The organism is Streptomyces varsoviensis (assembly GCF_000718635.1).
In the GTDB taxonomy this organism is placed as follows: Bacteria; Actinomycetota; Actinomycetes; order Streptomycetales; family Streptomycetaceae; genus Streptomyces; species Streptomyces varsoviensis.
Window position 1 is genome coordinate 296,667 of sequence record NZ_JOBF01000014.1, and the last position, 12,561, is coordinate 309,227.

Here is a 12,561-nt window from a genome sequence, read left to right on the forward strand (position 1 = left end):
AGTGAACTCAATACCGCTTCGGGGGGTTTTGGTGAATCTTGCTCAAGAACTTCTACGGCATCCCGGAGATCGGCCGTGTTCTGTTCCAGAGAAGAGCCGAGAGAACGCGCCGTATCGGTCGCGACATGCTCCTGGGACTCGACGATGGCGCGGGATACGGAGTGGTCGTCGGAGCTACCGACGGTAAGAGAGGTTAGGGCGGAAATTGCCACCAACAAGGCCAACAACGCCGTTATCGGCGGCTGTACGCCACCGAGCAACGGCATATTCGCGCGCTTGCGCCGGGCCTGTGGCGGTCGAGGGGCAGCCCCCGCTGCCTGCATGGCATCGCTCCTGGTCAGGGAAGTTCGGCACGCCAGTTCATGAATTGGCGAACATCGTATCTCATGATTAACGCCATTCCTGGAGGGCCGATCACCCCAGCGAAAGACAACCTCGGTATCGACACAGGGAGTTGACGTGCGGTTTCACCAGCGTTGTCACACGGTTCTCACGAATCCGACACAAGAGATTGCGGATTGGACCAATCCACCTCTCGCCTGTGACAATTCGCCCGCCGAGAGCGCCTACGCTGTATCCCCATGCAATTCCCCGCAGTCACGCCGCCCCGCCGCCGACGCACCGCCCTCACCACGCTTTTCGTCCTGTGTGCGGCGGGGGCCCTCGCGGTCGTCACCGCACTCCTCACACTCCGCATATCCCACTCCGCGCCCGCGCGGCCGGTCCTGCGCCTGACCGAGGAAGTCGGCGATTACGTGGCGGACTTCCCCCGCCACGGCGGATACCGCGGCCCCACCGCCGAACAGCGGGCCGCGCTCGCGGAGGGGGTCGCCACGGTGCTCGACGGCCGGCTCGACAGCGCCCGCGAGCGCCTTTCGGCCGTCGACTACACGGTGCGCACCGCACGGCTCGCGGGCACGGACCGCACGGTGGCCGAGATCACAGAGAAACACCGCACGGATCGCGGCTGGGGCCGCGTCTACATCGACCTCGACCACCGCGTCCGCTGGAGCGTCCAAGTCCCCCACCCGCGCTCGGACTTGGACACCGAACTGATCGGCGCCGGCCTCTTCGCCCGGACGCCCGGCGGCGTCCTGGTGCTCGCCGGAGCACCGCGCGACGCGGGCACCGGCATCTCCGCCGACATGGCCCACCGCCGGGACTCCGTCTTCGACGCGATCTGCGACGAACTCGTCGCCCGCCGCCTCCCCGGCATCCAGGTGCACGGCTTCGCCGACGACAGTTCGCCCGGCCACGACATCGTGCTCTCCCCCGGCCCCGACGCCGCCGACCCGGCCCCCGCCCGCCGCGCCGCGAAGCGGCTCGCCACCGCCGGCTTCGCCGTCTGCCGCGCCTGGTCCCAGCAGTGCGGCCGCCTCGAAGGCACCACCAACGTCCAGGCCCAGTCCGCCGCCGACCACGGCGTCCCCTTCCTCCACGTCGAGAACAACCGCGCCCTCCGTGCCTCCACCGCGTCCCGAACGCGCCTGGTGACCGCGCTGAGCGACATCGCGCGGTCGTGGATGAAGGAATGAGGAGATGAGGGGATGAAGGGCCGGTCCCCGTCGGGGACGCGGCGGTCAGCGGCATCGCGGCGTGGGCCGAGCCGCGGGGATACGGCCGCGTCAGGACGCGGTACAGGGCCGCCGGGACGAAGGGCGGTCGGCGGCAGGGGTCAGGCTGGGGTCCAGGGGCCCAGGGCCAGGCCGGGTTCTTCGGCGCGCTGGCGGGCGATGCGCAGGGCGCCGTCCGCGGCGATGGCGGCGAGGACGACGCGGCCGCGTGCGTCCAGGGCGAGGGCGGGGGCGCCCACGCATTCGCCGCCGGTCTCGGACCAGAACGCGCCCGCCGTCTCGTCCCCCGTCGGGTACGCGGCGACGGCCACCCGGCCGTTCTCGGCGCGCTGGGCGAGCACCGTGCAGTCGTGGCCGTCGACGGCCGTACGGAGCAGGGCCACCGGGCCCGTACCGGCGCCGCCGAGCGAGCGCACCACGCCGCCCGACTCGTCCTCGGCGCCCTCCCCTCCCTCGGCGCTCGCGGAATCCGCACGCCACGCCCGTACCTCGCCGCTCTCGGCGTCCCGCCAGAAGTGGGTGACGGACGTGTCGCCGGTCGCGACGGACGTCGCGGTGCCCGGCGCCGCGACCGCCGGCACCGCCGGGGCCCGCTTCAGGTCGCCGCCCGGCTTCTCCTGGCTCCAGCGGTGCGCGGCCTGGCGCGCGGGGGCGATCACGTCGACGCGGCCGTCGCCGGTCGCCGCGGCGGAGAGCCCGTCGAGCAGTTCGTAGCCCTTGAGGTCCAGCCAGCCGCTCCAGGAACCCTTGGCGTCCTGTTTCCGACCGCACACACCGCCCCCGGCGTTGCGTACGAAGACGTGCAGCGCGCCCGAGTGGCCGACGACCGCCGCCGGGAGCCCGATCTGCCCCGCGCGCCGCCAGTCGCCGCCGTAGGGCGTGCCGAGGGCCCGCCACATCGTCGTCGGACGGCCCGGCTGGAACTGCGTGGCGTGCACGACGTCCGTCGCGACCTCGTCGTTGTCCTTCGGCTGCTGCCGCAGCCCCACCAAGTGCGCGTAGCCGTCGGGCCCCTGGGCCACCGAGAGGTACGGCAGCAGCCCCGGCGCGGGCAGCAGTTCGGGGCCAGTCCATGCGGGGCCGCCGGGGCGGTCCTCGGTCCAGCGGGCGATGCCCTCCGCCCTCGGGGCGTAGGCCGTGAGCCTGCCGTCCGTACCGCGCAGCAGCCAGCCGGTGGTGGGGGTGTGCATGACTCGCCGCCAACCTTCCTGAAGAACGAATTCCGCGGTGCGCGGCACTGTCCGGCACACAAACCGATGGCCATCGACAATATCACTGGGCCCCGCGGCACCCGCCGCCCTCACCCCTCGCCCCACGGCCCTCACCTCTCGCCCCTTACCCCTTGGACCCCTTGCCCCTCGGCCGCTCGGCTCCCGGCCCCCGGCCCTCACCTCTCGCCCGGTCCGGCGCCCGCACCGGTCGCGTGCGAGGCTGTCCCCATGCACACGCTGCTGATCGTGGACGGGGCGAACGTCGTCGGGTCGGTGCCCGACGGCTGGTGGCGCGACCGCCGGGGCGCCGCCGAGCGGCTGCGCGACCGGCTCGCCCCGTTCGCCGCGGACGGCCTGCCCGGCGCCGGCCTCGCGCCCCCGCTGGAGATCGTCCTCGTCGTGGAGGGCGCGGCCCGCCGGGTCGCCTCCGTGCCGGGCGTACGGACCGACGCGGCGGACGGCAGCGGCGACGACCGGATCGTGGAACTGGTCGCGGACCGCGCGGACGACCGGCGCTGCGTCGTGGTCACGGCCGACCGGGAACTACGATCGCGCGTGGCGGCGCTGGGCGCCGAGGTGGCCGGCCCCCGGACCGTACGCCCCGACGCCGGCCGACGGGCCGGCACCGGGCGCCCCTCCGATACCGGAGACCCCTCCGACACCGAGCCTTCCGCCGCTGAAGAATCAGCCGAGGGACCACCCCAGACTCCGTCCGAAGGACCACAAGCCCCGTAGCACGCCGAGCTCACCGACCTGCTGCCCCCACCCCTCCGTACATCCGGCTACCGCTCCCCCTCCGCCGCCCCCACCCGGCTGTGCCGCCGTCCGTACGCGAAGTAGACGACGAAGCCCAGCGCCATCCACACCCCGAACCGCAGCCAGGTCTCCGCGGGCAGGTTCACCATCAGCCACAGCGAGGCCAGTACGGACAGCACGGGGACGAGCGGCACCAGCGGCGTGCGGAAGGCGCGCGGGACATCGGGCCGGGTCCGGCGCAGGATGATCACGCCGAGCGCGACGACGACGAAGGCGAAGAGGGTGCCGATGTTGACGAGTTCGGCCAGCACGTCGATCGAGGTGAAACCGGCGACGACCGCGACGACGAGGCCGAGCGCGATCGTCGAGCGGTACGGCGTGCCGAAGCGCGGGTGTACGCGCGAGAAGACCGTGGGCAGCAGCCCGTCCCGGCTCATCGCGAAGAACACCCGGCTCTGGCCGAGCAGCAGGATCATGCAGACGGAGGTCAGGCCGACCACCGCGCCGAAGCTGATCAGCCCGGCCCAGAAGGGGTGCCCGACCGCCTTGAACGCGTCGGCGAGCGGCGCGTCGACCGTTAGCGAGCTGTACTTCTGCATGCCGGTGACGACGACGGAGACGGCCACGTACAGCACGGTGCAGATGGCGAGCGAGCCGAGGATGCCGCGCGGCACGTCGCGCTGCGGGCTGCGGGTCTCCTCGGCGGCGGTGGCGACGATGTCGAAGCCGATGAAGGCGAAGAAGACCACGGCCGCGGCCGAGAAGACGCCCATCACGCCGAAGTTGGAGGGCGTGAACCCGAACATGATCTGGGCGAGCGGCGCCGCCAGCCCGCCGGCGCCGCTGCTGGGCTCGGAGGGCGGTACGAAGGGCCGGTAGTTGGCGCCGGTGATGAAGAAGGAGCCCGCGATCACGACCACCAGCACCACGGCGACCTTGACGCCGACGACGACCGACGTCACGCGCGAGGACAGCTTCATCCCGACGATCAGGATGGCGGTCAGCACGAGCACCAGCAGGCACGCGAACAGGTCGAAGCCGAAGTGCCCGCTCTTCGGCCCGGACAGCGCGTCCGGCATCCGCCAGCCCGCCGTCTCCAGCAGCGAGCGGACATAGCCGGACCAGCCGACGGCGACGACGGCGCAGCCGAGCGCGAGTTCCAGGACCAGGTCCCAGCCGATGATCCAGGCGGGGAGTTCGCCGAGCGAGGCGTACGAGAAGGTGTACGCGGAACCGGCGACCGGGACGGTCGAGGCGAACTCGGCGTAGCAGAGCGCGGCGAGCGCGCACACCAGGCCGGCGAGGACGAAGGCGAGGGCTACGGCGGGGCCCGCCGTCTCCTTCGCGATCTTCCCGGTCAGCACGAAGATGCCGGTGCCGATGACCACGCCGACGCCGAAGACCGTGAGGTCGAGCGCGGAGAGGGACTTGCGGAGGGTGTGCTCCGGCTCCTCGGTGTCCTGGATCGACTGCTCGATCGACTTCGTCCGCAGCATCCCTTTCCCGCCGCCGCGCACCCGCGCTGCCCGATCCGCCCGGTCCGGCCTCTTCCCCTGCCCCGCCCGCGCCGGTCCCTCCGCCCGCCCGGCCCGCTCCGGCCCCTCGGCGCGCTCCGGCCCATCCGGCCGCTCCGACCCTCCCGGCCGCTCCCCCGACGTATCACCCATCGCCGCACCTCCGCCTGATCGGCCGTCGCCCGCCCTGAACTGGGCGAGTCTCCGCAATGTTCGAAGCCATGCCCAGCGCCCGCGGCTGCGCGCCGCCGGATTCACCCGAACTGACGCGGGACCGGCTACGCCAGGTGTCCTCCGGAACCACTCGAAGGGGGGCGGGCCCGGTCCCGGGGCTGTCGGAGGCCGCACGGAAAACCGTTGGCGGAGCGCGGGCGGCCACTGCTACCTTCCGGACGGCCGTGCGAGACAACGAGGAGGTGGTACCCGTGAACGCAGTATCGACATGGGTGCTCCCCTCCGGGGTCACGGTCGGGCGATAGGTCGCCCGGGAGCGCCGTCCACGCGCACTCCCGAAAGGCATGACCATGCCCACGCCCACACCCGCGCCCACGCCGACGCGTTTCCTTTCCGAGCAGCGCCTCGACACCGGCGTCCTCGAACGCGAATTCACCCTCGGCGAGATCCCCGGCACCCTCTGGACGCCGGAATCCGCCGCCCCGGTCCCGTTGATCCTGATGGCCCACAACAACGGCCTGCCCAAGGCGCAGCCCCGGCTGACCGCCCGGGCCCGGCACACCGCGGCGTACGGCTACGCGGTGGCCACCATCGACGCCGCGGGCTGCGGCGACCGGCCCCGTACCGCCGAGGAGGAGAGGTCCCGCGCGGACCTCCGCCGGGCGATGCGGGCCGGCGAACCTACCGACGACATCTTCGAGTCATTCATCGGCCCGCTGGTCGAGAAGGCGGCCCCGGAGTGGCAGGCCGCCCTGGACGCCGTGCTCTCCCTGCCCGGGATCGGCGGCCCCGTCGGCTACTCCGGGTGGGCTGCCCTCGGCATCCGGCTGGCGGTGCTCGAACCGCGCATCGCCGCCGCCGGTTTCTTCGCCGGGGGCTACGTGCCCCTCGCCCAGCGCGAGGAGGCCCGGCGGGTCACCGTTCCGCTGCTGCTCCTCCTGCAATGGGACGACGAGGGCAACCCCCGCCAGCGGGCCCTCGACCTGTTCGACTCCTTCGGCGCCCAGCAGAAGACCCTGCACGCCAACCTGGGCGGGCACACCGGCACCCCGTGGTTCGAGCTGGAGGACGGGAACCGCTTCTTCGGCCGCCACCTGAGGAGGTGAGACGGGGGCCGTACGAGCCGCCCGCCGGTACGGGCCGCCATTGCGTCATCGGCACCGAACGCCGCCGGTACGTACGGCCCACAGGCCCGTACGAGCCCGGTTCCGTAGCCCGTACGGCCCCGGCGACCGTACGGCCTCGAAGCCCCGTACAGCGCCGGCGACCGTAACCGCCCCCACACCACGCAAAACGACCGCGGCCGCACGGAACAGGTCCGTGCGGCCGCGGTCGTACCGCTGTCGGCGCGAGCGCTCAGTCGCGGGCCGTCTCCGCCGCCCTCGGGGCGGCACTGGCATCGGCGGTCTCGTACTTGCCGTCGATCTTTCCGTCGATCTTGGCGACGAGGCCCGTGACCTGGCGGGCGATGTCCGGGGCGGTCAGGCCGATCTCGGCCAGCACCTCCTTGCGGGAGGCGTGGTCGAGGAAGCGCGGCGGGATGCCGAAGTCGCGCAGGGGCAGGTCGACGCCGGCGTCGCGGAGGGCCTGCGCGATGGCGGAGCCCACACCGCCGGAGCGGCTGTTGTCCTCGACGGTGACGACGACGCGGTGCCGCTCGGCGAGGGCCGGCAGCGCCTCGTCGACGGGCTTGACCCAGCGCGGGTCGACGACGGTCGTCGAGATGCCCTGCTTGTCGAGGAGACCGGCGATCTCCAGGCACATCGGGGCGAGCGCGCCGACGGAGACGAGGAGCACGTCCGGCCGCTCGGTGCGGTCGGCGGGCTCGCGCAGGACGTCCATGCCGCCGACCCGGCCGACGGCCGCCACGGCGGGGCCGACCGCGCCCTTGGAGTAGCGCACGACGGTCGGCGCGTCGTCGACCTCGACGGCCTCCCGGAGCTGGGCGCGGACCTGGTCGGCGTCGCGGGGCGCGGCGATCCGCAGGGTGGGGACGCACTGGAGGATCGACATGTCCCACATGCCGTTGTGCGAGGCGCCGTCGGAGCCGGTGACGCCGGCCCGGTCGAGGACGAAGGTGACGCCGCACTTGTGCAGCGCCACGTCCATCAGAACCTGGTCGAAGGCGCGGTTCAGGAAGGTCGCGTACACGGCGAAGACGGGGTGCAGCCCGCCCGTGGCGAGGCCGGCCGCCGAGACGGCCGCGTGCTGCTCGGCGATGCCGACGTCCCAGACCCGGTCCGGGAACTCCGCGGCGAACTTCGTCAGGCCCACCGGCTGGAGCATGGCCGCCGTGATGGCGACGATGTCCTCGCGCTCGTGGCCGAGCTTGACCATCTCCTCGCCGAAGACGGAGGTCCAGTCCATGCCGGACTCGGCGATCGGCAGGCCCGTGTCGGGGTGGATGGGGCCGATGCCGTGGAAGTGGTCGGCCTCGTCCTCCTCGGCGGGCTGGTAGCCGCGGCCCTTCTCGGTGAGGCAGTGCACGATGACCGGGCCGCCGAACCGCTTGGCGCGCTGGAGCGCGGACTCCAGGGCCTCCATGTCGTGGCCGTCGATCGGGCCGACGTACTTGAGGCCGAGGTCCTCGAACATGCCCTGCGGGGCGATGAAGTCCTTGAGGCCCTTCTTCGCGCCGTGCAGGGTCTCGTAGAGGGGCCGGCCGACGACGGGGGTGCGCTCCAGGAGGTCCTTGCCGCGGGCGAGGAACCGCTCGTAACCGTCGGTCGTACGGAGCGTGGCGAGGTGGTTGGCGAGGCCGCCGATGGTCGGCGCGTACGAGCGCTCGTTGTCGTTGACGACGATGACCAGCGGGCGGTCCTGGGCGTCGGCGATGTTGTTGAGCGCCTCCCAGGCCATGCCGCCGGTCAGGGCGCCGTCGCCGATCACCGCGACGACGTGGTCGCCGCGGCCCTGGACCTGGTTGGCCTTGGCGAGGCCGTCGGCCCAGCCGAGGACCGTGGAGGCGTGGCTGTTCTCGATGACGTCGTGGTCGGACTCGGCGCGCGAAGGGTAGCCCGACAGCCCGCCCTTGGTACGCAGCTTCGCGAAGTCCTGGCGGCCGGTGAGCAGCTTGTGCACATAGCTCTGGTGGCCGGTGTCGAAGAGCACCCGGTCCTTCGGGGACTCGAAGACCCGGTGCAGGGCGATGGTCAGCTCCACCACGCCGAGGTTGGGACCGAGGTGTCCACCGGTCTTGGAGACGGCCTCGACGAGGAAGGACCGGATCTCCGCGGCCAGCCGCTCCAGCTCCTCCGGGCTCAGCCGGTCCAGATCACGGGGTCCGTTGACGCGGGACAGCAGCTCCCGCCCGTCGACCGCCACCGCCTCTGGACGGCGCGCTTCGCGCGGCACCTTTGGCACTGTGCCTCCTTGCTTAGAGCTTGCTTCGAGCTGTCGAGCCTTGCCGGTTTGCCGAGTCTAATGTTCCGTCTGGGACGGCGATGGTCGGGCTATGCGATGTACGTCACCCATTCAGGTGACAAATCAGGGGTAGTGCCCGGCCCCGTAGGCGAGAAACTGCCTGTTCCTGGCCGTTCTCCTCCGCTTTCGGACGGAGCGCGAACGCCGGGCGAGCTGGTAGGGAGCTCGTCCGGCGTTCGGGGCCTGCTTTCGGGGACCTGCGTTCAAGGGCTGGCGTTCGAGGGGTGGCGTTCGAGGGCCTGCGTTCGGGGCCGGCTCAGGGAGCGGGCCCCGGCTACGCGCGGCCCGCCGTCTTCTGGGTCTTGCGGGACACCGAGTCGATCACCACGGCGGCGAGCAGCACCGCGCCGGTGATCATCTGCTGCACGGCGGCGGCGATGCCCAGCAGCGCCATGCCGGACGCGATCGCCTGGATGACCAGCACGCCGAGCAGCGCCGACCAGGTCTTGCCGCGGCCGCCGAAGAGGCTGGTGCCGCCGATGACGGCCGCCGCGATGGCGTTCATCAGCAGGCTGCCCGCGCCGGAGGACTGGTTGGCGGCGTTCAGCTGGGAAGCCAGGAAGAGTCCGCCGAGCGCCGCCATCGTGCCGGCGAGTGCGAAGACGGAGATCCGGATGGCGATGACATTGATACCCGCGCGGCGGGCCGCCTCGACGCTGCCGCCGAGCGCGAAGACCTTGCGCCCGTACGACGTGCGCCGCAGCACGAAGTCGAGGCCGATGACGAACGCCAGGAAGATGACGACCGCGAGCGGCAGACCCTTGAAGTTGTTGAACAGCCAGGCGATGAGGAAGGCGGGTACCGCCACGAAGACCGTGCGCAGCACGATCTCGCTCAGCGGGCGGCTGGGGACTCCCGCCGCCTCCCTGCGCCGGCTGTCCAGGAAGGAGAGTCCGAAGAAGGCGACCACGGCCAGCAGCGCCACCCCGTACGCGACGGCGACGTCGCTGAAGTAGTAGTTGGTGAGCTGCGACAGCAGCCCATCGGCGTCCAGGTTGATCGTGCCGTTGGAACCGAGGATCTGGAGCATCAGCCCGTTCCAGCCGAGCAGGCCCGCCAGGGTGACGACGAACGCCGGGACGCCGATCCGGGCGAAGAAGAAACCGTGGAACGCGCCGACCAGCGCGCCGCTCAGCACCGCGAGGATCAGCGCTTCCCACTCGGGCATGCCGTGGTTGACGTTCAGCACGGCGAAGACCGCGGAGGCCAGACCGCTCACCGAGCCCACCGACAGGTCGATCTCGCCGAGGATCAGCACGAAGACGATGCCGACGGCGATCAGCCCCGTGCCGGTGGCGTCGACGAAGAGGTTGTTCAGGTTCTGCGCGCCGAGGAACCGGGTGTCCTGGAACTGGAAGACGAGGGCGATGATGATCAGGCCGATGACCACGGGCAGCGAGCCCAGTTCGCCGCTGCGCAGCTTGCGCCCGAAGTCGTCAAGGTAGCCCTTGAAGCCCTGCTGACGTACGAGCAGCCGGGGGTCGACGACGGTCACGGCGCCCTCGGCAGCCGAGGCGTCCGATGCGGCCCCCTCTACGGGGTCGCCTTCGGTGCGGGACAGGTTCGCACTCATTTCTGTGCCTCCGTGGTACGCGCCGCACGGCGGGTCACGGCGTTGTCCGTGGCGCCCGTGATGGCGGAGATGATCTCCTCCTGGGATGTCGTCCGTACGTCGAACACCCCGTTGTTGCGGCCGAGTCGCAGCACGGCGACCCGGTCGGCGACGGCCTTCACATCGGCCATGTTGTGGCTGATGAGGATCACGCCGAGGTCGCGCTCGCGCAGCCGCTCCACGAGGTCGAGGACCTGCGCGGTCTGCTCGACGCCCAGCGCCGCCGTCGGCTCGTCGAGGATGACGACCTTGGGCTCGCCGAGCAGCGACCGGGCGATGGCGACGGTCTGCCGCTGGCCGCCGGAGAGCGACGCGACGGGGATGCGCACGCTCGGGATGCGGATCGACAGGGTGGCGAGCAGTTCGCGGGAGCGCCGCTCCATCTCCACCTCGTCGAGGATTCCGGCGCGTACGATCTCACGGCCGAGGAAGAGGTTTCCGACGACATCGAGGTTGTCGCAGAGCGCGAGGTCCTGGTAGACGGTCGCGATGCCCAGCCCCTGGGCGGTGTGCGGCCGGTCGATGGTGACGGGCCGGCCCTCCCACTCGATGGCACCGTCATCGGCCGGGCCGACGCCGGCGATGGCCTTGACCAGGGTGGACTTGCCGGCGCCGTTGTCGCCGACCAGGGCGACCACCTCGCCGGGGTGGATCTCCAACTCAACGTCGGTGAGCGCCTGCACGGCGCCGAACCGCTTGGAGACCCCGCGCAACGCCAGCACGGGCGTAGCGGACACGTGAATCATCTCCTTCGCCCGCCTGACCGGCGGGGTATGGCATCCGGCGCCCGGCCCTCGGCGGGGTGGGATGAGGCGCTGGGCGCCGGACGGACTTCGGGGGTTGCGCCGCGGCCCGTACGGGACGTGCGCGGACCCCGGGTGGGCCCCGTACGGATCAGGGGACGCGGATCAGGGACGGCGCGGGCCGCGCGTGGCCGCGTACCTGATGCCGCGCGCGTACGCGATTCCCATACGGGTACGGGGCGGGGAAGTCGACGGAATCGAGCAACCGGCCGACGGACTCGGCGGAATCGATGGAACAGATGTCATCGGTGAACCACCAGCCCGGCCGCCTTACTTCAGGCCGGCCTTGTCGCACTGCTCCTTGTACTTGGCCGTGCAGATCTCGTTCAGGTTGAAGAAGCCTTCCTTGCCGACGTACTTGCCGATGTCGGCCTTGGTCAGCGCGAAGGGGGTGACGATGATGGAGGGCACCTTCTTCACGGAGCCGCTGTCGACGGTGGACTTGGCGATTCCGTCGAGCGACTTGCCCTTGGCGAGGGCGACGGCCATCTCGGCGGCGGCGTCGGCCTCGGGCTTGTACGGCTTGTAGACGCTCATGAACTGCTCGTCGGCGAGGATGCGCTGGACGGCGGCGAGTTCGGCGTCCTGGCCGGTGACGGGCGGGAGCTTGGAGTAACCCGCGCCCTTGAGCGCGGTGATGATGCCGCCCGCCATACCGTCGTTGGCGGAGTAGACGCCGACGATGTTGTCCTTGCCGAGCGAGGCGATGGCGCCCTTCATGTTCTGGTTGGCGTTCTCCGGCTTCCACTCCTGGGTGTCGTACTCGCGGCCGATCTTGACCTTGCCGTCGAGCACGGAGTGGGCGCCGTCCTTGTAGGACTTGGCGTTCGGGTCGGTGATCGACCCGTTCATCATGACGATCTGGCCCTTGGACGCCTTGTCGCCGAGCTCCTTGAGCAGCGACTCGCCCTGGATCTTGCCGACGCGCTCGTTGTCGACCGAGGTGTACGCCTTGATGGGGCCCTCGGCGAGGCGGTCGAAGGCGACGACGGGGATGCCCGCGTCGTCGGCCTTCTTGACCGAGCTGGCTATGGATTTGGCGTCCACGGCGTCCAGGATCAGCGCGTCGACCTTCTTGGTGATCACCGCGTTGACCTGCTGCTGCTGAACGGACGGGTCCTGCTTGGCGTTCTCGTAGACGATCTGGGTGTCGGCGCCCGCCAACTCCTTGATCTTCTTCTCCATCAGCGGCCGGTCGAACCGCTCGTACCGCGCGGTCTGGTTCTCGGGGAGCAGCAGCCCGATGGTGAGCGGACCGCTCTTGTTCTTCTTCTTCCCACCGTTGTCCCCGGCCTCCTTGGCCGAACCACAGGCGGCGAGCCCGGCGGCCATGGAGACGGCGGCCACGGCCACGGCAGCACGACGCAGATGCGTGTTCACGTGAGATACCTCCCTGACGAGGCCGCGTCCTTGCGGCCGAGGTGGCTGGAAGTCAACTCGGCCGCCACAGGGGCGTCAAGAAGTAAATTCTTAACGAGATGGCAACGATGCCAT

8 protein-coding genes and 1 pseudogene are annotated in these 12,561 nt (G+C 71.1%); 3 read left to right on the plus strand and 6 right to left on the minus strand.

The window, feature by feature from the left end:
• The first annotated feature begins 581 nt into the window (after positions 1 to 581).
• The gene (locus IF55_RS21880; RefSeq protein ID WP_051776195.1) at positions 582 to 1,535 is read left to right on the plus strand and encodes a hypothetical protein; all 954 of its coding nucleotides are present in this window, start codon (positions 582 to 584) and stop codon (positions 1,533 to 1,535) included.
• Positions 1,536 to 1,675: 140 nt separating this feature from the next.
• Here the strand turns inward: IF55_RS21880 and IF55_RS21885 are convergent, their stop codons facing one another.
• Positions 1,676 to 2,764, minus strand: coding sequence for a PLL family lectin (locus IF55_RS21885; protein ID WP_030886565.1), 1,089 nt, complete (start codon positions 2,762 to 2,764; stop codon positions 1,676 to 1,678).
• 249 nt (positions 2,765 to 3,013) lie between these two features.
• Here IF55_RS21885 and IF55_RS21890 point away from each other — a divergent pair.
• Positions 3,014 to 3,388 (plus strand): annotated as a pseudogene (locus IF55_RS21890) (PIN domain-containing protein); the annotation flags it as partial.
• A 179-nt stretch (positions 3,389 to 3,567) separates the two neighbouring features.
• Here the strand turns inward: IF55_RS21890 and IF55_RS21895 are convergent.
• Positions 3,568 to 5,037, minus strand: a complete 1,470-nt coding sequence (locus IF55_RS21895) for an amino acid permease (protein WP_030886571.1) — start codon at positions 5,035 to 5,037, stop codon at positions 3,568 to 3,570.
• A 542-nt stretch (positions 5,038 to 5,579) separates the two neighbouring features.
• On the opposite strand from IF55_RS21895, the gene IF55_RS21900 reads away from it, so the two are divergent.
• Complete coding sequence (locus tag IF55_RS21900) at positions 5,580 to 6,335, plus strand: dienelactone hydrolase family protein (protein WP_030886574.1); 756 nt, start codon at positions 5,580 to 5,582, stop codon at positions 6,333 to 6,335.
• Between the two features lie 250 nt (positions 6,336 to 6,585).
• Here the strand turns inward: IF55_RS21900 and dxs are convergent, their stop codons facing one another.
• The 4 genes from dxs to IF55_RS21920 form a co-directional block, all read right to left on the minus strand.
• Positions 6,586 to 8,592, minus strand: a complete 2,007-nt coding sequence (gene dxs, locus IF55_RS21905) for a 1-deoxy-D-xylulose-5-phosphate synthase (RefSeq protein WP_048832278.1) — start codon at positions 8,590 to 8,592, stop codon at positions 6,586 to 6,588.
• Positions 8,593 to 8,926: 334 nt separating this feature from the next.
• Complete coding sequence (locus IF55_RS21910) at positions 8,927 to 10,225, minus strand: sugar ABC transporter permease (RefSeq protein WP_030886580.1); 1,299 nt, start codon at positions 10,223 to 10,225, stop codon at positions 8,927 to 8,929.
• Positions 10,222 to 11,010, minus strand: coding sequence for an ATP-binding cassette domain-containing protein (locus IF55_RS21915; protein WP_030886583.1), 789 nt, complete (start codon positions 11,008 to 11,010; stop codon positions 10,222 to 10,224). The genes IF55_RS21910 and IF55_RS21915 overlap by 4 nt, the downstream gene beginning before the upstream one ends.
• A gap of 327 nt (positions 11,011 to 11,337) precedes the next feature.
• Entirely contained in the window at positions 11,338 to 12,447 is a 1,110-nt protein-coding gene (locus tag IF55_RS21920; protein WP_030886586.1) for a substrate-binding domain-containing protein, read from the minus strand.
• Positions 12,448 to 12,561 lie beyond the last annotated feature (114 nt).

What these genes read in the sequence shown, in the direction of transcription:
- IF55_RS21880 (WP_051776195.1), top strand. Translation starts at nt 582, where the DNA reads ATGCAATTCCCCGCAGTCACGCCGCCCCGCCGCCGACGCACCGCCCTC.
- IF55_RS21885 (WP_030886565.1), bottom strand. Translation starts at nt 2,764, where the DNA reads ATGCACACCCCCACCACCGGCTGGCTGCTGCGCGGTACGGACGGCAGG.
- IF55_RS21895 (WP_030886571.1), bottom strand. Translation starts at nt 5,037, where the DNA reads ATGCTGCGGACGAAGTCGATCGAGCAGTCGATCCAGGACACCGAGGAG.
- IF55_RS21900 (WP_030886574.1), top strand. Translation starts at nt 5,580, where the DNA reads ATGCCCACGCCCACACCCGCGCCCACGCCGACGCGTTTCCTTTCCGAG.
- IF55_RS21910 (WP_030886580.1), bottom strand. Translation starts at nt 10,225, where the DNA reads ATGAGTGCGAACCTGTCCCGCACCGAAGGCGACCCCGTAGAGGGGGCC.
- IF55_RS21915 (WP_030886583.1), bottom strand. Translation starts at nt 11,010, where the DNA reads ATGATTCACGTGTCCGCTACGCCCGTGCTGGCGTTGCGCGGGGTCTCC.